This window comes from Peribacillus sp. SRI_006 (genome assembly GCF_057586375.1).
In genome coordinates this window covers 93,077-117,588 of record NZ_JBYCZT010000013.1, presented here as the reverse complement: position 1 = coordinate 117,588, position 24,512 = coordinate 93,077, and the positions used below count along the sequence as shown (strand labels likewise).

Sequence of the window (24,512 nt, the reverse complement as noted above, 5' to 3'; positions counted from 1 at the left end):
AATAGTTTTGCTTTATTAATCATGACTAACAGTACAAGAATACAACGCATATAAAGTTACAAATAATTATGCCTATAGTCTAATTTCGTAAAATGCAGATGTGGTAAATTTTGTACCAATACAGAAAAAACTGAAGCACCCAGAAGTGCTTCAGCTTTTTTTCATTTTTCTTCTTCATCATCCCATATGATCCAATCATGAACCTCTAGAATTTCCAGGAATTTCATCAACCTCGGTAAGGCTGGTTCCGCTTCCTCACCAAAATGTTCACTCATCGCTTCAGAGATCTGATTTACATTCCTTTGGAACTCCATCTGTTTAATGGCATATGCTCCAAACTTATCAAGCTTGATTTTACGGACTGATGGCTGTTTTAAGAAACGAATGGTCATTCTTTCCACAAAATTGGTCCTTTGAATGACCAAAAAAGTGGCTTCCGAAGATTCTTGCACCATAGTGACGCGTCTTTCCAAAAGGGGAACCATGGTTAGCAGGTTCCTCTTTTTTGATTGGCGTTTACGAAGCATCTTCTTTTTTCCCTTTGCTGGATACGAACCAAAGCAATCCAGCTAGAGCAAGGAATAATAAGAATGGCAGCAAATTGCTGGCTAATTTAGCCGCAGCCGGAACTTGGACACCTGCTGCGATCAATATGGCAATAAGAACACCAATCAATGATTCACCCGCTATTAAACCAGAGGCAAATAATACACCTCTGTCAACCCGTGCTTTAAGCGCTTCTTTTGTTTTCGAGAAGAACTCAACGAAGAATCGAATAAATCCACCGATCATGATTGGCGCACTAGTATGAACCGGCAAGTATATGCCCACTGCAACAACAAGTGAATTCAAACCGAAAAACTCTAATGTAATGGAAATAGCCGCACCGATAAAGATCAGAGTCCAAGGTAAATCTCCCCCTAAAACACCTTCGGCAAGTATTTTCATAAGAGCCGCTTTAGGTGCAGGCAGTTCTGCAGAACCCATCGTATATGCGTTATCCATAAGAACCAGGATAAAACCAATGACAGAAGCGGACGCAACAACACCGATCATCATGGCAACTTGTTGTTTCCATGGTGTTCCGCCGACGATATATCCTGTTTTTAAATCCTGAGAAACATCACCTGAAACCGCAAGCGCTGTACAAATGATTGCAGCGACGGTTAAAGCGGCCACCATTCCAGTCGTACCAGTAAAACCAGTTGCCTTATAGACAATCGCAACAATCAATAGAGTGGCGATCGTCATTCCAGAAACAGGGGAAGACGAACTTCCGACGATTCCAACAACCCTTGAAGCCACTGTCACGAATAAAAACCCAAAAATCGCGATTGCAATCGCACCGATGATTCCTACATCCGTTATAGGTGTGAAAGCAATGATTAAAATTAAGATGATCGTACCCAACCAAACGTATTTAGCCGGTATGTCTTGTTCTGTACGGATAGAACCCGATTTTAGTTGTCCTTTATTGGCTTTTACGCCTTTAAGAGTATCAATAACTGAACTGAAAAGTATTGGTAATGTTTTGATCAAAGTGATCAATCCGCCCGTCGCAACGGCACCAGCACCAATATAGCGAATATAATTATCCCAAATTCCCCATGCATCCAATTCACCGATCGGTACATCAGAAGGGAAAATGGCTGTCCCATTGTTTCCGCCAAAAAAGCTGATGGCCGGTATTAAAACGACCCAGGCTAATAAACCCCCACCTAGCATTTGTCCTGCAACACGCGGTCCAATAATGTACCCTACACCCAAAAGGGAAGGAAAGGCATCAAGACCAACCACTGCATTTTTAAAATTCGTGATCCCTGTTTCAACCTCTGTCTTGAAAAGCTTAAATCCATCACCAAGCCCTTTAACAACACCGCCAATTACCAAACCGGCTCCGATTAGCTTGGCGCTTGTACCGCCCTTTTCTCCTGACTTCAGGACCTCGGCACATGCCGTACCTTCTGGATATGGTAATGTTTCATGCTCCCTTACAATCAAAAGCTGGCGAAGGGGAACCATCATGAAGACCCCTAAAAATCCCCCAGTTAATACTACGAAAATGATGAATGCTTGACTCACGTCCATGTCCCACATGAATAATGCCGGAATGGTAAATACAGCACCGGCACCAATAGCCTCACCTGCCGTGGTCATCGTTTGCACAATATTGTTTTCTAATATTGAATCCCTGCGAAAAACCCCTCTTAATATGGCCATTGAAATTACCGCCGCGGGTATAGAAGCAGAGACAGTTAAACCAATAAGTAGGCCTAAGTATGCATTTGCCGCCCCGAATACGATTGCAAGAATGATCCCTAGAATGATTGCAGTTGCAGTCAATTCCGGTAGAGATTTAGATGCAGAAACGTACGGGACGAATTTACTCTCTTTTGAATTGTTCGACAATTTAGCCACTTCCTATGTTAAACTTTAAAATCACAGAGAACATTATATCACTGTAATTTAAAGTCACGCAATGGGGAAATTCTGCTTATTAAAAGTTTGATTTTATCCAATAATCAGATTAGTAGTTTCGGTTATAAAATATATAAAATAATATTGATATAATAACCATGACTAATACGTTACCCGAAGTCACTGTCTATCATTCATTCAATGAAAGTATCATCAGCAACCCTTATCACCTCGATAGGCACATAACCACTGGTTAAGTGCACATTAGAATGAGATTTAACATATCCTGAAAAATCAAGTCTTAAAAAAGGAATGATAAATTCATGGTCTCCTATATGGACTATACTTCACCATCCACACAATTCTTTTTCGATGTCAATAAAAGCAATTTCATGAAAAAAGACAATCAAAACTATATTAACTCATTAGGTGTTAAACAATTAAATACCCTCGAAAATGTTTCATTATTAGATATTTACCTTAGTACAGACAATGTCGTAGAACCGCATTATCACCAAAATGCAGCGGAGCTAGTGTATTGCATTTCTGGAGCGGCAACCGTTTCCTTACTGAATCCATTTACAAAGCAAATTCAAAATTACCCCATTAAACCCGGTCAAGTAGCCAACGTCCCACAAGGTTGGTGGCATTATGAAGTGGCTAATGCTGATAAAACCCACTTGCTCGCCATCTTTAATGCACCAACACCTGAGGTGATCCTCGGTTCAGATATCTTGAAATTGACACCTGCAAATATTATGGCTCATACTTATTGCATGGATGAAAAACAATGGAAAAAAGCAATTGCACCAGTTCAGCCATCAACATTCATCGGTCCGCCAGCCAACTGCCATCGAGCGGCCGAAGAAGACATGCAGCAATATCCTCAATATATTAATCACCATGATAACCAAATGTATCCTGCCCCGAATTACAACTATCAATATCAGCCCAATCCCCCGTATTATTATTATTGAAGATAGATATTGGGAGCATGATTCCCCCTGTTCGAGGGCCTATACAACTAATAAATCGGAATCGAAAAAGCAATGGAGAACCCTATTACATAAGGGTTCTCCATTGCTTTTAATTACATGATCCGTTTTTCACGCCACATCTTATATTATGTTGGTAACCTAATGTGGTTTATGGGCATTAAAAATCCAGGGTACGCTTGGATACAATCAGTTATACTTCTCTTTATATTCTACCGAGTTTCTTCTTATAATATAAGAGGTTCTGCCCCCCATCTATAACAACAGATGATTCATTTCAATTTTGCTGTTGGCTCAGCGCTTTTCTTCTCTAAAGGTACCTACAGATATCAAAGTGTTCAATCCAATTCCATAAAATTGCAACTATAATGTTGGAGATCAGAGAAAATGCTAAAGTGGTATCAGAAAGATTAGCACATTCAAAATCAGGACTCTTCAGCAGAAAACTTTACAAAGGCTACCTTTTTACAAAGTGACAGCTTCCCTGTTTTAAGTTCAGACTTTAAGAAGGAAGCTGACTGGACTGCAGCCATTGCAGCCTACTATTGGATTAAACAAATTAAAAGTAGCTGCACAGCTAGTGAAGATTCCCGAATAGATCAAGTGATTTATAATGATGATGTTGATATTACTGAGTTAGTTAAGAACGTTAGGACTAAATTTTATTTACTATTAAAAAAAACAGCCAAGTTATGCGAACATGCTGTTATTTTAAAATAGTAAAGGCTTCTTATAACGATAATAATTTTTGTTTTTGAATCTGAAACTCTTCATCTGTTAGAAATCCTTGTTCTTTTAATTTTGCTAGTTTTTCTAACTTTTCAACAATATCAACCTCTTTTATTGAAGGAATTGAATTAAGCAGTATTAATACTTGATTTTGCCCAGTACGTTTCATTACCCTGAAACCTTGATCTGCAGCTGTAGCAATACCTTCTTTAAAAGGACGACAGTAACCGCCTGCCTTACATGTACCGTCATCGCGAACGAGAAGCTTCCCGACTAGACCTACCGCCACCCATTCAGGTTTTTCTAACCTTGAACCGCATTGGTTGGATGGATCCCACAAAGGATTTAGTTTCTTTCTTGATAGCTCGTGCTCTTCTATTAGAATGTTTCCTTCATTATCAGTTACGTCTGGAATTATGACTTCTTCGTAGACAGGCCGGTTCCATTCATCCAGTAAATATTTACTACATTCAGGGTCTTGAATATCAGCAAGTACAGCAGGATTCGAACTAGTAATTCCTACGATAAAATCATCGAATGAATTCGCCATACGAATTTTTTCAGTTTCCCCGTCAAACGTGACAAAATAACCAACATCAATCGGTTTACCGTTGGACGTTTCAAACATTTCAGCAAAGTCACAGGCCACGGGTGCAACGATGTTGGCAGATACATCTCCTTCAAAACAGGCCGATCCATCGTTTAGTATTTTGGCAACGACTCCACCCAACGCACCGTTTACTAGATACCATGAAAAAGGTAAGTCTCCTACAGCTGGTCCACCATTTTGCCCCATTACGTGAACTCCATTCAGACCACTTGCTGTAGTATTCAACCCTTCAGTATGTGAGAAGTCAGCATTTGCAATCGTTCCTAGTCCTTCCGCATGAGATGCTTGCCCACTGGCAGTTGTATCTGCCCCTTCAGAATGAGAGTAAATCCCATTAGCGGTTGTACCTATACCTTCTGCATGGGAGAAGGCCCCGCTGGCAATTGTATTTGCCCCTTCGGCATGGGCGGAAGGTCCAACGGCGTTAGTCTGAAAACCCTCAGCATGGGAAGCTGATCCACTAGCGATTGTTCGTTGCCCCTCGGCATGAGCACCAAAGTTTCCAGTTGCAATTGTATTCATTCCTTCTGCATGAGAGAAATCCCCCAAAGCTTGCGGACCAGATTGGGACGTAATATCTTGGGTTCCCCCTTCCGCATGAGCAGCAAAACCACTTGCAGTTGTACCGATGCCTTCCGCATGGGAACTATCTCCACTCGCCAAGTTAGGAGCTGGATTACCCAATGGATCTAAGCCGCCGCCTTCCACATGGGAGGCTCTTCCACTAGCTGTATTACCTTCTCCTTCAGCATGCGCGTTAACACCGCTGATCGTTGTTTGCGTACTCAATCCTTCGGTGTGCGAATTAGCTCCGGCTGCTGTTGTATTGTTCCCTTCAGCATGGGACGCATCTCCATTGGCAGTTGTAAACAAACCTTCGCTATGAGAAAATGCTCCGTTGGCAATCGAAGCGCCTTCCGCATGAGAAGTCAATCCAAAAGCTCTTGACTGGCCTTCGGCATGGGACGCAAATCCATTGGCAATTGTATTGACACCTTCCGCATGAGAAACATCTCCGCTTGCAGTTGTACTAATTCCTTCGGCATGGGAAACTATTCCGCTTGCTATTGTAGAGGATCCTTCCGCATGAGCACTATCACCTTGTGCCAAAGTTGTATTGCCTTCGGCATGGGACGCAAATCCACTGGACGTAGTCTGAAATCCTTCGGCATGGGAATCTGTTGCAGTAGCGTTTGTAAGTTGGCCTTCTGCGTGAGAATTAATCCCAATAGCGTTTGTATTGCTACCCTCAGTATGAGAAGCTTCCCCACTTGCGGTTGTACTTTGCCCTTCCGCGTGGGAACGTGGCCCACTGGAGACAGAACCCTCCCCTTCGGCATGGGAGGAATCCCCACCCGCATTTGTCCCTAACCCTTCCGCGTGGGCAGCAAATCCACTCGCATTTGTATTGACACCTTCGGCATGGGAAGCAAGTCCATTGGAGATTGTACTAATTCCTTCCGCATGGGCAGCAGGATTACCGGCAGATGTATCGAAGCCCTCGGCATGAGATGCAGGTCCACTCGCGGTTGTCCCTACGCCTTCTGCGTGAGCACCATCTCCGCTTGCTAAGGTAGGTAATGGATTACCCATTTGATCTACTCCACCCCCTTCCGCATGGGAAGCCCTGCCACTTGCTGTATTCCCTTCTCCTTCCGCATGCGCGTTAACACCGCTGATCGTTGTTTGCGTATTCATTCCTTCTGTGTGCGAATTAGCTCCGGCTGCTGTTGTGTTGTTCCCCTCTGCATGCGATTGAGCTCCAATTGCATTAGTTTCAAAACCTTCCGCATGGGAAGCCATCCCGCTTGCTGTGGTAGAAGATCCCTCTGCATGTGCTGTACCTGCTGTCGCCGCTGTCCGAAACCCTTCCGCATGGGAGGAGTTTCCCGTAGCAGTTGTTTCACTTCCTTCCGCATGGGAAGTATTTGCAATAGCGTTAGTTAGATATCCCTCCGCGTGGGAGGCAACCCCGCTTGCCATCGTAGTAGATCCCTCTGCATGTGCCGTATCAGCTGTTGTTTCGGTATCATACCCTTCCGTGTGTGTAGCGTTACCACCTGCAATGGTGGAACTTCCTTCCGCATGAGAAGCAGTCCCATTGGCAATTGTATTTATTCCTTCGGCATGGGAGGCTGTCCCATTAGCAGTAGTATTGATTCCTTCCGCTTCAGAACACGCCCCTATTGGATTTTGGTTACATCCATTAGCCATCAACATTCTCCATTCTTATTAAATTTGTTCATATAAAAAACCCTATTATTACGTTATGCATATTTTTTAAAATGGTATAGACAATCTACATTAATTAGTTAGACTATTTAGGATTCTGACTGGATAAATGCGTTGTTAAAATAAGTGGCCTATCACGGAGATCATATTTCGGCATGTTTAGGTTTGGTCTGGCATTTATGCGATTGCGATTATACATTCGTTCTTCACAATCCTTTTATCTTTCTTTACATATAATTCGGATTGGCTGATGCTTCCAAACATATTGATACGCTTTATGTGAAATTTCTGGAAGTATCTTCGATTAATTCAAAATCAAACACGATGGTTCTTACCTAATTTAAAAAGGAGATAAGGAAAGTGGTATTAATAAAAATAAAGATCTTAAAGTATCAGATTCCTTAAGCAAATCTAAAAATGAACCTTTAAGAAAGAAGAATATCCATCATTGAAATAACCGAAATGTGTTGATCGTGCCTTTCGTATTCGCATATTTCTAAGTACAACAAATACGTTAAATCCAATTCAACTACAGTTTCAAAACCAACTTATTTTGGAGATTGGAAACGCATTGCTCTTTCCAGGTACATTGCCTGTAAGTGAACAATACCGGAAACCATTTTAACAAGCATTCGCCGCTTGGTTTCAACAAGCTATGGAATATTAGCAATCAACTTTCATCGCTTCCTCGTTGAGATTGCTGATACTAAAGTAGGACAACCTCCATCATCCACTCCTTTCTTTGAAGGCTCCGTTTTTTTACAAATTGAACCCTCAATGTCTTTTCAATTTGGACTACCCATATTATTAGTAAGGGAAGCTAATACTGACACAAATACTGTAATTTGGGCAGGAGGAACTGCCCAACTCAACACATTCAAAAGCTCTAGGAATAAAGAGCAAGGACCAATAAATGTGGTCATTTAACTAAAAAAGCAATGGAGAACCCCATTACATAAGGGTTCTCCATTGCTTTTAATTACATGATCCGTTTGAACATTTTTTCCATTTCATATATGGAATATGAGATGATGATAGGTCTTCCATGAGGGCATGTGAAGGGATCTGTTGTCCGCCTCAGTTCATCCAGTAGTGCTTGGATTTCATCATTGCGCAGATGACGGTTTGCCTTTATGGAAGCTTTACAGCTCATCATGATGGCTGCTTCTTCGCGCAATTTTTTGATGTCGACCTTTTTCATCGATAGCAATTGTTCTATCATTTCCTCAAGGATTTCCTGTTCAATTCCTTTAGGGAACCATTGTGGATGCGATCGGACAATATAGGCATTATAGCCAAACTCCTCTAAAAAGACGCCGACTTTTTCCAACTCATTCCGATATTCATTTATCCGGATACATTGGTCCGTTGAAAATTCAAGGGTGATGGGGACCAGCATATCCTGTAGCTCGTTTTCAACCCGACCGACTTTTTCTTTAAAGTATTCGTATTTGATCCGTTCCTGGGCAGCATGCTGGTCTATGATATACAAGCCCTTTTCGTTTTGGGCGAAAATATATGTTCCATGCATTTGCCCAATCGGGTACATCGGAGGGATGCGGCTTTCCGGTTCATTCGCCTCGATTTCCTCCTCTTGTTCGACTGTGTAGGTTGTAAACTTTTCAGCTGACTCGAAATATGATGATTTGCTTTCATCATCTAGTAAGACCGGTACATAGACATCTTCCATTTGCTGCTGTTCAGTGCTATAGATTATTTCCTTTATTGGTTCAAGATTGAAATCTTCATTATGATCCACGTAATTCTTTTGTTCCTGCTTTTCCCGTATCAAGGTATCCTTCAAGAGGGAAGCTTCTTTCTTGGCTTCTTCCAGGACCCGCTTGCCGCTTTCCACAACATGATCCAATTCCAGAGTGGTTTGCTCACTTTTCACCTGTTCCGGCTTTGCTGCTGGTGTATATCCACTTGGTATTAGAGACATCTTTTTAAACGAAGATTTAATCGTTTCCGATACAAGACTGTACAATTCCTGTTCCTTGCTGAGCCTTACCTCCATTTTGGACGGATGTACATTGACATCGACAAGAATCGGATCCATTTCGATATTCAGCAAAGCGATTGGAAAACGTCCAATTGGAAGAAGTGTATGATACCCATCCAGGATTGCTTTCACGAGCGCATAATTTTTAATGAAGCGCCCGTTTATCATGGTTGAAATGTAATTCCTTGATGCCCGGGTGATTTCGGGCATGACGATATATCCGGATAATTTGAAATCCAAGGAGCTTGCCTGAACCGGAATCATCTTTTTGGCAATATTCGTACCATAGATTGCCGCTAGCACCTGCCTGACATCACCGTTACCATTCGTATGGAGGATACGCTTCTCATTGTGTGTTAACCGTATAGAAACATCCGGATGTGAAAGTGCGAGCCTGTTAGCGACATCCGTAATATTTCCTAGCTCGGTATGAATGGTTTTCATATATTTTAACCGTGCAGGGGTATTAAAAAACAAGTCGGAAACCAGGATATCCGTTCCTTTACGGCTGGATGAAGCCTCAAGTTCCTTAACCAAGCCTCCTTCAAGAAGTATGCGCGTTCCTACCCCTTCGCCAGTGCTGCTTTTCATTTCAAAACGGGAAACTGAAGCAATACTGGGCATGGCTTCACCGCGGAAGCCAAGTGTTCGGATTCGGAAGAGATCATTTTCGTCTTTAATTTTACTAGTGGCGTGACGTTTAAATGCCGCTTCTATGTCATCAGGTAAAATCCCATCGCCATTATCCACGATCCGAATGGAACCAAGTCCAGCCTCCACCAATTCAATCTCTATAATGGTACTGTTTGCATCTATTGCGTTTTCCACAAGTTCCTTAACGACTGAGGCTGGGCGTTCAACAACTTCGCCAGCTGCGATTTTATTAGATAAAGCCTCATCAAGCTGTATGATTTTTCCCATTTTTATCGCCTCGCTTTAATTCTCATTTAAGTTTCTTTTGTAATTTATAAAGGGTATTCATTGCCTCAAGCGGCGTCATTTCAAGGATATCCAGTGATTTTATGTCATCCAGCACCTTTTTTTCCTTTGGTGAAGAATTCACCCTTCCTTTAGGAGCTTCTTCTCCAAAGAAGGAAAGCTGTGCCTCATTGACGGATGTAACAGGGGCAGCTTCGGCAATAGATGCTTTTTCAGCAGCAGGCTGTTCAGGAATCGCCTTTGCCTGTCCATTTTCATTCTCTAGCTGGGCTAAAATAGCAGCCGCCCGATCTATTAACTGCTCCGGTAAATCAGCAAGCTTAGCCACATGAATTCCATAGCTTTTATCTGCTGGCCCTTCTTTAATTTTATGAAGGAAAACGACATTTCCATTTTGCTCAATGGCACTTACATGGATATTTTTCAATTTTGGGAGTTCCGTTGCCAATACAGTCAATTCGTGATAATGAGTCGAAAAGAGTGTCTTTGCCCCAATTTCCTCATGAATATATTCAATGATGGCCTGAGCAAGCGCCATCCCATCATAAGTTGATGTTCCCCGGCCTATTTCATCAAATAATATCAAACTGTTTTCTGTCGCATTCATCATGGCATTTCTTGCTTCAAGCATCTCGACCATGAATGTACTTTGACCGGAAATCAAATCATCTGCCGCGCCAATCCTGGTAAATACCTTATCAAAAATAGGTAATTCAGCTATACTTGCGGATACGAAGCATCCAATTTGCGCTAAAATCGATGTTAGCGCTATTTGACGCATATACGTACTTTTACCCGACATATTGGGCCCTGTGATCAAGAGTAACTCCCGATCTCTATCCATAAAGCAGTCATTGGGGACATATTCCTGTGATTGAAGGACTTTCTCGACCACTGGATGCCTGCCTTCCTTCAGTACGATTCTTCGATCATCGGAAAAGACAGGCTTCACATAATGGCGTTCTTCACTAATCGTCGCAAAGCACTGCAGGACATCCAGTTCACTGACGCCTTTCGCCAAATCCTGTAAGCGAGGGATATAGCTTTTGACCTCTTCACGAAGATTGAGGAATAAGTCATACTCCAAACTGATGCTTTTTTCTTCTGCTTGTAAAATCAAAGCTTCCTTTTCTTTCAATTCAGGTGTGATATAACGTTCGGCATTCGTTAAAGTCTGCTTCCGTTCATAACGGCCTTCTTCAAGCAGATGCAAATTTGCTCGTGTGACTTCAATGTAATAGCCAAATACACGATTATATCCGATTTTCAAGGATTTGATTCCGGTGCGTTCCCGCTCTTCGCGTTCAAGCTGTGCAATCCAAGTTTTTCCGTTTCTGCTGGCATCCCTGTATGTATCCAGCTCCTTATGGAAACCATCCTGAATGATATTCCCTTCCTTCACGGACAATGGAGGGTTTTCTACAAGCGCCGTTTCAAGTAAATCCGTCACTTCTTCACAAGGATCCAATTTTTCGGCCAGGATTGAAATATCCTGATTGGAAGCCATTGACTTCACGATTTCACGAATGACCGGCACCTGTTGCAAGGAACGTTTCAGTTGAATCAAGTCCCGAGCGTTTACATTCCCGAAGGCCACCCTTCCGGCAAGCCGCTCCAAGTCGTACACTTCCTTCAGGCGTTCACGTAAGTCTTGTCGTTCGAAGTATTGATTTTTCAGGGTTTCAACAAGGCTTTGTCTCCGCTCGATCTGTTTTTTATTAATGAGCGGTCTATCAATCCATTGCTTCAACATCCTTCCGCCCATGGCTGTTTTTGTTTCATCAAGCAGCCATAGTAATGAGCCTTTTTTACCTTTGGAACGAATGGTTTCAGTTAATTCCAAATTACGTTTGCTATAATAATCAATTTTCATATATTGTGATGTTTCATATGCAAGCACTGGCTGTAAATGATCCAGGCTGCGTTTTTGGGTACGGTATAGATAATTCAATAAACGTGAGGTCGTTGTCGCCAGTTTCTGGTCTTTTAACAAATGCAGCAATGGAGCGAATGACTCGCTCTGGACCAAATTACTCTCTAGGGATAGAGCGGCTGCGCCCCGTTCTTGAAGCATTTTTTTCCATTCTTCATTGAAATCCTCGGCAATGACCACTTCACTCGCACCAAGGATGGCAAATTCATTCAGAACTTCCTCGAAACTCTCAATCAATGTAACCTTATTTTCCCCTGTCGATAAATCATTGTATCCAAAGCCAAACTGACCATCCGTAAAATAAGTGATGGTGGCAATATAATTATTTTCCTTTTCACGAAGACCCTTACTATCCATTTTCGTTCCCGGGGTAATCAGCTGGACAACTTCCCTGCGTACCACACCTTTGGCTTGCTTCGGATCTTCGGTTTGTTCACAAATAGCTACTTTAAAACCTTTTTCTATCAATATATCAATATAATTAGCAGCCGAGTGATACGGAATGCCGCACATCGGAATTCGCTCTTCACTACCGCCTTCTCGGCTCGTTAATGTGATTTCGAGCTCTTGTGATGCCTTCAGTGCATCATCAAAAAACATTTCATAAAAATCGCCTAAACGAAAAAATAAAAAGGCATCCTGATACTCTGCCTTAATTTTTAAATATTGCTGTATCATCGGAGTATATCCAGCCATTCCTTCAAAACCTTTCCAAACTAAAATCTATTACACATTTATGTCCTTCATTATAACATACGAAAATGCAACATGGCCTGTATTCGAAATTGCATGGTAAATCAATTATCCTTTACATTGTAAGCTAGCTGTATCTGTAAAGCCATAGGGACTTGTCCCGCTTCAAATTAAATAAAACCGGATGAAGGGAATGTCATCCGGTATTAATTTCTATATTCTATTCGTCTTCGAATTCATCAAGGAAATCCGGATCTAAATCTTCGAAATCCTCATCATCGAAATCAGAGCCCCAGTCATCCTCACAGCGGCCATCTGGACTTACAGCGACACAAATTTTCGTTTCGCCGACGACTTCCACAAAGAATTCCCTTTCCACATGGACAATGATTTTTTGTCCACATGGGGAGATGCATGCTTCTAAACAATTCGGCTGTTGGACAGCTTTTGCAGCGATTTCATGGTCATCAAGATAATCGGGATCACGGTATTTCAGCGAAATAACGTCGGTATATTGCACTTTTTCAGTTACAACTTCCGTCTTCGAATTATGGTTATAAGAATACCAGACGTTGATTTCGTAGCTGCCGTGAATTTCTACCTTTTTGCCGACTTTCTTTGCATCGTATTTATGGTTGATGATCCAACAACCTAGAATGCTAGAAGGATGATGAGCCGGGCAAATGGTGTGAGAGGACTTTGTGAATTTACGTCCTTTTGCCACCACCGCTTTAGTAATTATCTCTCTATATTGTGACATGCTAGCGAACCCTCCTCATACAGTTTCCATTCATCCTATGCGTGGTAAAAGTCTATTGTGCGTAGAATTTTAATTGTTTGAAAACTGCTGTAATGTTTTAAACCTAGGTTATTTTATGCGCATGTTTTGGGATATGTGTCACGAATGGGCACTGTATAAGGATTTCCGCATATTAAAAAAGCCCTTCTGAAACCAGAAGGGCTTTTTTAATATTCATGAACAGCTTCCGCCGCCTGCTTGTACCTGTGAACCTGTCTCACCGCGAAGGACATCGCCTTCGGTCGATTCAATAATCAGGTCCGTCACCTTATTCGATACCTGTGATGAGACCATTTGTAAAAGATCATTTACATCCACTTGGGATTGTTTGAATTCTTGCACGATCGGAAGTTCATCCAATTGTTTTTCCAGTGCATCAATTTTGGCCTGCACTTGACTGTATGCTTTCTCTTTGCCGTAATGTTGGAAGTTTACAGCCTGTTTTTGCAAACTCTTGATGCTGGCGATCATTTCACGGATTTTCTGATTTTCATTGATGTGAGCTTCTGCCCGTTTAAAGAAATCGACTTCTTCCGTGCTGGCGATCATTTCAGCAAGCTCGGCCGCTTTATTCAGAATGTCATCTTTAGTATATTTAGTCATATTACTCCACCTCAATCGCCGTTGCTTCTTCAACCATATCCCCATTTAATGACCATGTTTTCGTTCCGGTGATTTTCACTTTTACGATTTTGCCAATAGCGGATTTTGGTCCTTTGAAGTTCACGAGCTTATTTTTCGTTGTATAACCTGCTAATACTTCCGCATTCTTCTTGCTTTCGCCTTCAACGAGCACTTCAACAATCTGTCCATCATACTCTTTCATTTTCAATGCGCACGTTTCATTTACAAGGGCATTCAAGCGTTGCAGACGTTCCTTTTTCACTTCCATCGGTACATTATCCTGCATTTTCGCAGCCGGTGTTCCCTCACGTGGTGAATAGATGTAAGTATATGCTGCATCGAAACCAACTTCACGGTATAATGACATCGTTTCTTCAAAGTGCTCTTCCGTTTCATTCGGATAACCTACAATGATGTCCGTAGTTAGCGATGCACTTGGGATAGCTTCCTTTATTTTTTTAACTAGCTCTAAATATTGTTCGCGTGTATACTTACGGGCCATGATTTTAAGTGTTTCCGTACTTCCCGATTGAACTGGAAGATGGATATGGTCAACGAGATTTCCGCCTTTAGCCAGTACTTCAATCAAATGATCATCAAAATCACGGGGATGGCTTGTCGTAAAACGAATACGCGGAATGTCGATTTTGCGGATTTCATCCATCAAATCGCCGAAACGATAATCGATATCCGTAAAATCTTTACCGTAAGCATTCACATTCTGTCCAAGCAGGGTTATTTCCTTGTAACCCTGTGCCGCTAAATGACGGACTTCCTGGATGATATCTCCAGGCCTTCGGCTTCTTTCTTTCCCTCTCGTATACGGTACGATGCAGTATGTACAAAACTTATCGCAGCCATACATGATATTGACCCATGCCTTGGTTTTTCCTTTACGCACTTTCGGAAGGTTCTCGATTACATCACCTTCTTTAGACCAAACCTCAATGACCATTTCCTTGGAAAGATAAGCTTCATTAAGAATTTGCGGCAGGCGGTGGATGTTATGCGTTCCGAAAATCATATCTACAAAATGGTGCTTCTCTAGAATCCGCTTTACAACTGTCTCCTCTTGTGACATACAGCCGCAAACCCCAAGCAGTAGATCCGGCTTTTCCAATTTCAATGATTTCAAATGCCCCAATTCACCGAACACTTTATTCTCTGCGCCTTCCCGAATCGCACAAGTGTTAAGTAAAATGACGTTAGCATCATCCACCGAGTCTGTCGCCTGATAACCAAGTGCCATAAAGATGCCCGCCATGACTTCTGTATCATGTTCGTTCATTTGACAGCCAAAAGTGCGAATGTAAAACTTTTTACCTTCTCCCATTCCGCGGAAACCTTCAGGAATGGCAAAGTCATCATGATATTCTACTTCTTCTTTTCCCCGCTTTTTCGCATCCTTTAAGGAAGGCGGAATATAAACGGCTTGAAAGTACTTACTGAAGTCCTTTTCGGATTTTTTGTCCGCTGGATTCTCAGCCTGTACTTGTTGTGATTCTAATCGTTGTTTCTCGTTCATAGTTAATCTCCTTTCAAAATAGTTAGTTTATTTCTTTCACCAACTATTCCAAGACCTATAAATCAAATGGATTTATACGGATTCCTTCTTAAGAATTTCCAGTAAATATTAGCTATTAAGTGTGATATATCCACATTATCATAGTATAAAGCTTTTAACAGCAAGAAACAATCATTCTGTCGTGGCTTCTTCAATTGTAAGAAATTTTTCACAAATATTGAAAATAAGAACATGAAAGAAGAGGCTATGACGAATTTAGCCTCTTCTTATCATTTTTGGATGACGCTTTCCCCTTTCATTATTTTTCAAATGCAGAGCATGCAATTTCCACCTTTTTAGGTGTTCAAGGTATAAGGAGAACCTTACCACACTGGCCTTTGATCATCAGTTCAAATCCCTTTTCAAAATCACTGAGTGAGAACCGATGGGTAATCATTGGTTTTACATCAACCTTGCCACTTTCAAGCAGACTTGAAACCTGTTGCCAGGTTGAAAACATCTTCCTTCCCGTTATCCCTTGGACAGTAAGACCCTTGAATACGATATCCTCTGTTATATTAATCGTGACGGGCTTAGAAGGCAGACTTAGAATGGATATTCTTCCACCATTGGTCGCCATCTTGAACCCTTGTTGGATAGCTGCTGGATTCCCGCTCATTTCACAAACAACATCCACCCCGTCCCCACTTGTAATGCTTTTCGTGATTTCCACTGGATCCTGATTCATTGAATGAATGAGGTGTGTGGCACCCATCTTTTTGGCTAACTGAAGTCGATAATCATTAATATCAAGAGCGATTACTTTATCAGCACCCGCGGCCTTTGCTACAGCAATCGCCATAAGCCCAATTGGACCACAACCGATTATTGCCACCGTTTTACCCAGCACCTCGCCAGCTAGCACTGAATGGACGGCATTCCCCATCGGTTCTTGGATGGTAGCTATATCGAGTGGCAAATCGCTTGGATTTTTCCATAAATTCTTGGCTGGCAGAGCTATGTACTCTGCAAAGCACCCTTGTTTATCCACACCGATAATGTTTGTTTTTTTACAGATATGGAATTGTCCGGTTAAGCATTGCCTGCATGTACCGCAAACAATATGTGTTTCGGCAGATACACAATCACCAACTGAAACATTACTGACACTTGCTCCTAACTCGATTACTTCCCCTGCAAATTCGTGCCCAAATACGTATGGCGGGCTCACCCTTCCTTGTGACCATTCATCCCAGGTGAAAATATGAATATCCGTTCCGCAGATCGAGGTCATCTTCACTCGAATCAAGACCTCGTCATCACGAATGTCCGGTATATCGACAACTTGTAATTGGGCCCCATAACCTCGGTGATGTTTGACGATCGCTTTCATTTTACCTCTCAACATGTACATTCCCCCTGAAATAGGGCTGTGCTTTTTCATCTACCTTAATATGTAAAGATATGAAAAATCAATCACAAAAATACCATAATCACTTTTGTACCGGCCTTTTCACATTAATAATGATGATTTTTAGGCATTCGTACATTTTTGTTAAATGGGTCATGTTTCTATAGCATCTTGTCCGCTCTCGAATAAGATATCTTGTACAACAAAAAACAAAAACAATGAAGGAGTGACTTATATGTCATGTGGATGCAATAATCATGATCGGGATCGAGATCGGGATCGGGACAGAGATCGGGACAGAGATAACAAGAGAATCGCAGACGATTTTTGTCGTGCTGTGAGGGGCTGCAATAGGCGCGACCGCGACCGGGATCGGGACCACGATCGAGACCGCGATCGGGACAGAGACCGGGACAGAGACCGGGACCACAACCGCAATAACAATTGTTGCAGAAGAAGGAATCGTTGCAATTTCTTCTGTGGATGCAATAACGGTTGGTGGTAAGCTAATCCAGGGAGGCTAGTGATTCTCTCTACTGAGCTTTCCAGTTAATCACAAAAAAGGTTCACCCCATCTTAAGGGGTGAACCTTTTAACTTTTACATAAATTCAGCAACAAGCTTATCAAAGTGCGCTTGATCCAGTGTCAAATCTGATTTGTTTAGCGCCTTTTCAGCATACCCTGGCACTAATTCCTGGTACGAAGGGCGTGAAGAGTCTTGATAAATGATCCCCGTCACAAGACTGTCATGCTGCATCAAAGTCTGCATCGCCTGTTCTTTATTTGAAGAATCATAGCCTTCAATTGTGCTCAATTTAGTTAAGTTTTGTTTAAACCAATCATACGTATTGATCTTATTGTATGTTACGCAAGGAGAGAAAACATTGATAAAGGAGAATCCTTTATGGTTTATCCCTGCTTCAATGATCGCCGTCAGGTCTTTCAAGTCAGTGGAAAAGCTTTGGGCCACAAACGTAGCGCCAGCTGACAATGCTAATTCCATAGGTGAAACAGCCTGTTCTATTGATCCTTCTGGAGTGGATTTCGTTTTAAATCCAGCAGCTGATCTAGGAGAAGTCTGGCCTTTAGTCAATCCATAAATTTGGTTATCCATGACAATATACGTAATGTCGATATTACGGCGGATCGCATGGATGGTGTGTCCCATCCCGATTGCAAAACCATCTCCGTCACCGCCTGAAGCTATAACGGTCAATTCACGGTTGGCCATTTTTACTCCTTGGGCAATTGGCAGTGAGCGGCCATGGATGCCGTGGAAACCATATGACTTGATGTAACCGGATATACGCCCTGAACAGCCGATACCGGAAACAACGGCCAAATTCTCCGGCTCCAATCCCACATTGGCTGCCGCACGCTGCATGGCAGCCTGAACGGAGAAATCTCCGCAGCCAGGACACCAGTTAGGTTTTACATCATTCCGAAACTCTTTAAACGTTGCCATATTCGAACATCTCCTTGCATTGTGTGTGAATTTCATGCGGGAGGAATGGGTTGCCATCATATTTTAGGATGCTTTTAATTTTATTAACATGTCCGACATTCATCTTGATAATATTAGCCAATTGTCCAGTCGCATTATTTTCAATAACTACTACTTTCTTAGCACTTTGCACCAATGAAAGGACTTCATCAGCTGGGAAAGGATGAATCAAGCGGATTTGCGCATGATTCACTTTCACTCCATCCGTTTCTAAACGGCCGATCGCTTCATCAATCGTCCCGCGTGTTGAGTTAAAACCAAGAATTAATAAATCCGCTTCTTCATGCGGTGTGTTTTTGTATACTGGTGTTTGGAATGTGTTAGTTAAATTATTCAGCTTACGCATCCGTTTATCCATTTGCAATTTGCGATTCAAGGCCGTCTCGGAAGGTCTGCCCGTTTCATCATGTTCAACACCCGTAACATGGTGAATTCCATTTTTCATACCAGGCACTACCCGCGGTGAGACTCCGTCTTCCGTTACTTCATAACGCTTGAAGTAAGATTTGTTTTCTGGCTCTTCAATATCAAAGTCAACCAATTTTCCGCGTCTTATCTCCACTTTGCCGTAATCAAGCGGCTGAACCGTCTGTTTACCTAATGATAGCTGTAAGTCGGATAAAACGATAACCGGACATTGATATTCCTCTGCAAGGTTGAATGCTTCTGCCGTATCATAAAAAGCTTCCTCAACAGTACTCGGAGCCATGACGATTTTAGGTATTTCACCATGTGTACCATAAATCATGGCCATTAAATCGGATTGCTCCTGTTTTGTAGGAAGTCCCGTAGATGGACCGCCACGTTGAGTATCGACGATGACAATTGGCGTTTCGGTAATGCCCGCTAAACCTATCGCCTCCATTTTCAAGGAAAGCCCAGGTCCAGCTGAAGCTGTGATGGCACGTACACCGCCATAATTCGCACCGATAGCCATTGTAGCTGCCGCGATTTCATCTTCAGTCTGTATGACCGTCCCGCCAAATTGAGGAAGTTTCTTAATTAAGTATTCCATGATTTCCGAAGCCGGAGTAATCGGGTAAGCTGCCATGAAGCGGCAACCTCCTGCAACTGCGCCTAAAGCGATAGCATCGTTTCCGATCATGAACATTCGTTTCTGGCCGTCTGCCTTTTCCAGCTCCATGGCGCCCAGTTTTTCTCCAAGCAACACTTCCATTGCCTTATAGCCGGCAGTAATGGCATCCATATTCTTCTTAACGATTTCTTCACCTTTACGGCCGAATATTTCATCAACCACATCGTTGAATACGGAGATTTCCATTCCGAGAACAGCACATGTTGCACCGATGGCAACCATATTTTTCATTAATGATGTTCCTAATTCGGCTGCTATTTCCGTAAAAGGAACAATATATAATTCTGCCTTTGTATCTTCTGGGCAGACAGGTTTGAATTTTGCATCTGCAATTATGATGCCACCCTCATGTAATTCTTTATAATTGACGTCAATTGTTTCTTGGTCAAAAGCAACTAAGATGTCTAAATCATCAGAGATAGCACGAGTTTCCGTAGTACTTACACGAATTTTGTTATTCGTGTGTCCACCCTTGATTCGGGATGAGAAATGACGGTAGCCATACAAGTAATAACCTAAGCGATTGAGGGCAATACAGAATATTTCTCCTGTACTTTCAATACCTTCACCTTGTTGTCCGCCAACTTTCCATGAAAGTTGATTGATCATGTCTTACACTCCTTTAGGACGTTCGTATATAAATGCATTTAACCGCACCTCTCTTAGAACATTCAACTATGTATAATATCGTTCTAATTTAGGAAAGGTGTACTAAACGCTTTCAATTCTATCGGTTAAATCATCAAATTGCAACCTTTTTGCTTTTATTTTTTATATTTTCAGAATATTTATTCATATCTATATAGTAAGAATTTAAAATCACTTAAGATATTTCCTTTTCAAGCGGAAAATTACGAGTGAAATTATCAAAAAGGAGACCTTTTACAAACTCACTGGAATAAAGCCTGTTCAATTCATTTATTAAGTTATGATAATCCTTATATGACGTTAACTTCTCTACCATATGATCGATTCCATCGAAGTCGGACCCTAATCCAATTTGTCTTTCCCCGCCCAAACTGCATATATGCTCTATATGTTTCAAGATATCCTTTATCGTAACCGGGCCATTTGCTAGAAATTGCGGGACAAAGGTTACTCCGATCATCCCATTTTTCTGTAAAAGGGCTTTTATCTGCCCGTCCTTTAAATTTCGCGGATGCGGACAAAGCTGATAAGCATTCGAATGGGAGGCGATCGGGAATTTCGCCAACTTTAGGGTGTCCCAAAATCCAGCTTCAGATAAATGGGATAAATCACACCAAATTGACTTCTCATTCAGTAGCGCGACCACTTCCGTTCCAAACCCGGTCAAGCCTCCCCCTCTTGTTTCCAATGCCCCATCCGCTACCAAGTTAGCGTGATTCCAAGTCAAACCTACGGAGGATACTCCAAGATGAATAAGGGTTTTCAGTTTCAACAAATCATTCCCAATGCAATCGCACCCCTCCAAAGTTAGCATTGCACCGATTTCCTTTTCTTTTAAAGATTCGATATCTGCCTTGGTCTTTATAAATTTCATTTCCGGCTCCGACAAAATCTTTTCATGAAAAATATCCACCATCGCCAAAGCCGCTTGAAATCTCATATCAGGGTGGACTTTTTCAGGTATATATATGGCAAAACATTGGACTTTTCCCCCTTCGTCCAATAAACCCCGCTTTGTTATATGTAATTTATCACTATTTGTAAAAGAAATATCCGGATCGATGAACATCTTCATCAGCACATCACAATGTGCATCAAAAATCTCCAATGTAATCCCCCTTCCTGTACTTTTTTATGATTATATATACCATTATAAGGCGACACGGGCCTTTCGTCATTTGGAAGTCACGACAAAAAAGTGCCTGCTCGCCATCCGACAAACAGGACACCCAAACTTGCAATTATCTTGGTTCAATGATTAGTTTTATTGCCGTTCTCTCTTCGCCATCAATAAGTATATCTGTAAAGGCAGGAATACAAATCAAGTCAACTCCACTAGGTGCGACAAACCCTCTTGCGATTGCTACTGCCTTGACGGCTTGATTTAACGCACCTGCACCGATTGCTTGAATTTCGGCTGCTCCTCTTTCCCTGAGCACTCCCGCTAGTGCGCCTGCTACAGAATTAGGATTAGATTTTGCTGAAACTTTTAATATTTCCATTCCTAGTCCTCCTTGTTTTCCCTGCCGATTCTAACTTGGCTAAATAGTTATAACACTTTCCACTGCTACTATATTCATCAAGTAAAACTTGTATGACAAAGAAAACCGGGATTGTACACCATTTATTAAAGAATGGAAAAACGGATGGCAGTTTGACTGTCCATCCGTTCGAATCAATGGTAAAAGGGATGATCTTCGTTAATCAGAATCCTTTCTATCTTCTTTGCCTTGCCAGTTTTCTCATCAATTTCAAGGAGAACCCCGCTTAATAGGGTACGTCCCTCTTTTGGGACTTCGAAACGAACTGGAAGGCTGGTCAGGAACCGATGGATGACTGCCTCTCTTTCCATACCAAGGATGGCATCATATGGTCCTGTCATGCCTACATCTGATATGTAAGCGGTGCCTGCAGGTAATATACGGTTATCTGCTGTCTGGACGTGTGTGTGTGTACCAACGACTGCTGTAACCTTACCATCCAGGAACCAACCCATGGCTTGCTTTTCACTTGTCGCTTCACCATGAAAATCGACAAAGATGATCGGTGTCTTTTTTCGAGCCTCCGCCACTAGTTCTTCCGCCTTTTTGAACGGACAATCCAAATCCGGCATGAACGTTCTCGCTTGCAAATTGATGACCGCTATTTCATGCTGGTTAAATTTTAAAAATTTCATACCTTCTCCGGGTACCCCGTCTGGAAAGTTTGCTGGACGGACAAGATATTTCGCTTCATCAATAAAGTTGAAAATATCACGATTATCCCATGTATGGTTTCCCATGGTCACTGCCTGCGCTCCCCACTCTAAAAAACTGCGGTAAATCTTTTCTGTAATCCCCCGGCCACTTGCTGCATTCTCGCCATTGATGACCGTGATATGCGGACGATACTTTTCTTTTAACTTAGGAAGGTATTCTTGGATCATGTCACGACCTGGAGATCCCACTACATCCCCTATAAATAGCAATTTCATTGTAAAACCCTTTCTGGATTCACCTGATTATATGAATTATTCAAGTATGTATTGTAACATAATTGGGGGTAATTATAAGAATTATGCTTAACGATTCATATCGGAAAAAGAAAAAACGAAGTGGTTTGCACCACTTCGTCTTTCACTAACAATTATTTGGCATATTCGACTGCTCTTGTTTCACGGATGACCGTGACTTTTATATGACCTGGGTAATCGAGCTCTTCTTCAATCCTTTTCCGGATATCACGTGCGAGTCGATGTGCCGAAAGGTCATCGATTTGTTCTGGTTTCACTAGAATCCGCACTTCTCGTCCGGCTTGAATCGCAAAAGATTTCTCCACTCCATCATAGGACTCGGAAATTTCCTCAAGTTTTTCAAGTCTTCTAATGTAATTTTCAAGCGTTTCACTTCTTGCTCCCGGTCTTGCAGCTGATAATGCATCAGCGGCAGCCACAAGCACTGAAATGATGGAAGTTGGTTCCGTATCGCCATGATGTGAAGCGATGCTGTTAATGACAGTTGGATGCTCTTTATATTTGGTGGCTAATTCAACGCCAATTTCAACGTGACTGCCTTCCACTTCATGATCTATCGCTTTCCCAATATCATGCAATAAACCTGCACGGCGGGCAAGAACTTCATCCTCACCGAGCTCAGCGGCCAGTAAACCTGAAAGCTGGGCCACTTCAATTGAATGTTTAAGTACGTTTTGCCCATAACTGGTACGGAATTTCAAACGTCCTAGTATTTTGATGAGATCTGGATGGAGACCGTGAACTCCAACTTCAAAAGTAGTCTGTTCACCAATTTCACGAATATGTTCATCTACCTCACGTCTTGCTTTGTCAACCATTTCTTCAATACGAGCCGGATGGATCCGTCCGTCCTGAACAAGTTTCTCAAGAGCCAAGCGTGCCGTTTCCCGTCTAATTGGATCGAATCCAGATAAAATGACAGCTTCAGGAGTATCATCAATAATAAGGTCAATACCTGTTAGCGTTTCTAACGTCCGGATATTTCGTCCTTCACGTCCGATTATCCGTCCTTTCATTTCATCGTTTGGAAGATTTACTACAGAAACGGTGGTCTCTGCAACATGATCAGCCGCACAACGCTGAATGGCAAGAGAAAGGACTTCTTTTGCTTTTTTATCAGCTTCTTCTTTGGCACGGGTATCACTTTCTTTAATCATAAGCGCTACATCGTGAGCAAGCTCGTTTTCCATTCGGTCTATAATGATTGCTTTAGCCTCTTCACGAGTTAAACCGGAAACACGTTCAAGCTCTGTTTGCTGCTTACGAACCATCTCTTCCACTTTGCTTTCCATCTCTTCAATATGCTGTTGTCTTTGGTTTAGAGAATCTTCTTTTTTCTCCAAAAGGCTCTCACGTTTGTCTAACGTTTCATCCTTACGGTCCAGATTCTCTTCTCTTTGCAATAACCGATTTTCTTGTTTTTGTAATTCGTTCCTTCTTTCACGGGCTTCCCGATCCGAATCGGCACGAACTTTATGAATTTCATCTTTTGCTTCCAACAAGGCTTCTTTCTTAAGTGCTTCCGCTTCACGTTTTGCATCCTCAAGGATGTGTTCTGCAGAGCCCTTTGCCCCTGCTATTCTACTCTCAAATTTTGATTTGTGAATAAAATAACCAACAACTGCACCGACGATTAGGCCAAGCAAAGTGAAGATGATTGTCATGGGTTCCATCGTTTCACCTCCCCTTGCTATGAACTTTTTACATAAAATGTTGAACTGTCGGCAAGTACATTGCACATAAATTCAATATACAGCACTTAATTTTCAAAATTTTAGTTTGAAAAATTGTAAAATATACATATTAATTGTATAGTTGAGAATTTTTATTGTCAAGCGTTTGTCCCTTATGTATCAATGTTT

16 protein-coding genes are annotated in these 24,512 nt (G+C 41.9%); 1 reads left to right on the top strand and 15 read right to left on the bottom strand.

All coding sequences use genetic code 11. The features are described from left to right. Window positions 1-161: 161 nt before the first annotated feature. Both AC2YHV_RS19510 and AC2YHV_RS19505 read right to left on the bottom strand, forming a co-directional pair. Window positions 162-527 carry a PqqD family protein gene (locus AC2YHV_RS19510; protein WP_054396857.1) on the bottom strand — a complete coding sequence of 122 codons (366 nt, stop codon included), beginning with the start codon at window positions 525-527 and terminating at the stop codon, window positions 162-164. Further along, the gene (locus tag AC2YHV_RS19505) at window positions 517-2,409 is read right to left on the bottom strand and encodes an OPT family oligopeptide transporter (protein ID WP_063576869.1); all 1,893 of its coding nucleotides are present in this window, start codon (window positions 2,407-2,409) and stop codon (window positions 517-519) included. Before AC2YHV_RS19505 ends, AC2YHV_RS19510 begins: the two co-directional genes overlap by 11 nt. A 332-nt stretch (window positions 2,410-2,741) precedes the next feature. Here AC2YHV_RS19505 and AC2YHV_RS19500 point away from each other — a divergent pair, with 332 nt between their 5' ends. Further along, window positions 2,742-3,395: a cupin domain-containing protein gene (locus AC2YHV_RS19500; RefSeq protein WP_440438635.1), complete on the top strand. Its 654-nt coding sequence runs from the start codon at window positions 2,742-2,744 to the stop codon at window positions 3,393-3,395. A 748-nt stretch (window positions 3,396-4,143) separates the two neighbouring features. Here the strand turns inward: AC2YHV_RS19500 and AC2YHV_RS19495 are convergent. The 13 genes from AC2YHV_RS19495 to rny form a co-directional block, all read right to left on the bottom strand. Further along, complete coding sequence (locus AC2YHV_RS19495) at window positions 4,144-6,966, bottom strand: peptidase G2 autoproteolytic cleavage domain-containing protein (protein WP_487373872.1); 2,823 nt, start codon at window positions 6,964-6,966, stop codon at window positions 4,144-4,146. Between the two features lie 997 nt (window positions 6,967-7,963). Further along, complete coding sequence (gene mutL, locus AC2YHV_RS19490; protein WP_487373871.1) at window positions 7,964-9,907, bottom strand: DNA mismatch repair endonuclease MutL; 1,944 nt, start codon at window positions 9,905-9,907, stop codon at window positions 7,964-7,966. A 22-nt stretch (window positions 9,908-9,929) separates the two neighbouring features. Further along, window positions 9,930-12,554 (bottom strand): DNA mismatch repair protein MutS, encoded by a 2,625-nt coding sequence (gene mutS / locus AC2YHV_RS19485; protein WP_487373870.1) that lies wholly within the window; start codon window positions 12,552-12,554, stop codon window positions 9,930-9,932. A gap of 217 nt (window positions 12,555-12,771) precedes the next feature. Further along, on the bottom strand, window positions 12,772-13,311 hold the full coding sequence (locus tag AC2YHV_RS19480) for an outer spore coat protein CotE (protein WP_057278378.1): 540 nt from the start codon (window positions 13,309-13,311) through the stop codon (window positions 12,772-12,774). Between the two features lie 213 nt (window positions 13,312-13,524). Beyond that, window positions 13,525-13,953: a YlbF/YmcA family competence regulator gene (locus AC2YHV_RS19475; protein WP_034313499.1), complete on the bottom strand. Its 429-nt coding sequence runs from the start codon at window positions 13,951-13,953 to the stop codon at window positions 13,525-13,527. A gap of 1 nt (window position 13,954) precedes the next feature. Next, complete coding sequence (gene miaB, locus AC2YHV_RS19470; protein WP_048684706.1) at window positions 13,955-15,499, bottom strand: tRNA (N6-isopentenyl adenosine(37)-C2)-methylthiotransferase MiaB; 1,545 nt, start codon at window positions 15,497-15,499, stop codon at window positions 13,955-13,957. Window positions 15,500-15,842: 343 nt separating this feature from the next. After that, entirely contained in the window at window positions 15,843-16,883 is a 1,041-nt protein-coding gene (gene tdh / locus AC2YHV_RS19465; RefSeq protein ID WP_487373895.1) for an L-threonine 3-dehydrogenase, read from the bottom strand. A gap of 605 nt (window positions 16,884-17,488) precedes the next feature. Next, entirely contained in the window at window positions 17,489-18,355 is an 867-nt protein-coding gene (locus AC2YHV_RS19460; protein ID WP_342604881.1) for a 2-oxoacid:ferredoxin oxidoreductase subunit beta, read from the bottom strand. Then, window positions 18,342-20,099 carry a 2-oxoacid:acceptor oxidoreductase subunit alpha gene (locus tag AC2YHV_RS19455; protein ID WP_487373869.1) on the bottom strand — a complete coding sequence of 586 codons (1,758 nt, stop codon included), beginning with the start codon at window positions 20,097-20,099 and terminating at the stop codon, window positions 18,342-18,344. Before AC2YHV_RS19455 ends, AC2YHV_RS19460 begins: the two co-directional genes overlap by 14 nt. A gap of 214 nt (window positions 20,100-20,313) precedes the next feature. Next, window positions 20,314-21,246 carry a dipeptidase gene (locus AC2YHV_RS19450; protein WP_411739775.1) on the bottom strand — a complete coding sequence of 311 codons (933 nt, stop codon included), beginning with the start codon at window positions 21,244-21,246 and terminating at the stop codon, window positions 20,314-20,316. A 133-nt stretch (window positions 21,247-21,379) separates the two neighbouring features. Further along, window positions 21,380-21,640: a stage V sporulation protein SpoVS gene (spoVS, locus tag AC2YHV_RS19445; protein ID WP_029281188.1), complete on the bottom strand. Its 261-nt coding sequence runs from the start codon at window positions 21,638-21,640 to the stop codon at window positions 21,380-21,382. Between the two features lie 173 nt (window positions 21,641-21,813). Beyond that, on the bottom strand, window positions 21,814-22,611 hold the full coding sequence (locus tag AC2YHV_RS19440; protein ID WP_098865166.1) for a TIGR00282 family metallophosphoesterase: 798 nt from the start codon (window positions 22,609-22,611) through the stop codon (window positions 21,814-21,816). A 152-nt stretch (window positions 22,612-22,763) separates the two neighbouring features. Continuing rightward, window positions 22,764-24,323 (bottom strand): ribonuclease Y, encoded by a 1,560-nt coding sequence (gene rny / locus AC2YHV_RS19435; protein ID WP_057278383.1) that lies wholly within the window; start codon window positions 24,321-24,323, stop codon window positions 22,764-22,766. Window positions 24,324-24,512 lie beyond the last annotated feature (189 nt).

Bases quoted from the DNA above. Each gene is read 5' to 3' on its own strand.
- AC2YHV_RS19510 (WP_054396857.1), bottom strand. From the start codon at position 527: ATGCTTCGTAAACGCCAATCAAAAAAGAGGAACCTGCTAACCATGGTT.
- AC2YHV_RS19500 (WP_440438635.1), top strand. From the start codon at position 2,742: ATGGTCTCCTATATGGACTATACTTCACCATCCACACAATTCTTTTTC.
- AC2YHV_RS19495 (WP_487373872.1), bottom strand. From the start codon at position 6,966: ATGGCTAATGGATGTAACCAAAATCCAATAGGGGCGTGTTCTGAAGCG.
- mutL (WP_487373871.1), bottom strand. From the start codon at position 9,907: ATGGGAAAAATCATACAGCTTGATGAGGCTTTATCTAATAAAATCGCA.
- mutS (WP_487373870.1), bottom strand. From the start codon at position 12,554: ATGGCTGGATATACTCCGATGATACAGCAATATTTAAAAATTAAGGCA.
- AC2YHV_RS19480 (WP_057278378.1), bottom strand. From the start codon at position 13,311: ATGTCACAATATAGAGAGATAATTACTAAAGCGGTGGTGGCAAAAGGA.
- AC2YHV_RS19475 (WP_034313499.1), bottom strand. From the start codon at position 13,953: ATGACTAAATATACTAAAGATGACATTCTGAATAAAGCGGCCGAGCTT.
- miaB (WP_048684706.1), bottom strand. From the start codon at position 15,499: ATGAACGAGAAACAACGATTAGAATCACAACAAGTACAGGCTGAGAAT.
- AC2YHV_RS19460 (WP_342604881.1), bottom strand. From the start codon at position 18,355: ATGGCAACGTTTAAAGAGTTTCGGAATGATGTAAAACCTAACTGGTGT.
- AC2YHV_RS19455 (WP_487373869.1), bottom strand. From the start codon at position 20,099: ATGATCAATCAACTTTCATGGAAAGTTGGCGGACAACAAGGTGAAGGT.
- spoVS (WP_029281188.1), bottom strand. From the start codon at position 21,640: ATGGAAATATTAAAAGTTTCAGCAAAATCTAATCCTAATTCTGTAGCA.
- AC2YHV_RS19440 (WP_098865166.1), bottom strand. From the start codon at position 22,611: ATGAAATTGCTATTTATAGGGGATGTAGTGGGATCTCCAGGTCGTGAC.
- rny (WP_057278383.1), bottom strand. From the start codon at position 24,323: ATGGAACCCATGACAATCATCTTCACTTTGCTTGGCCTAATCGTCGGT.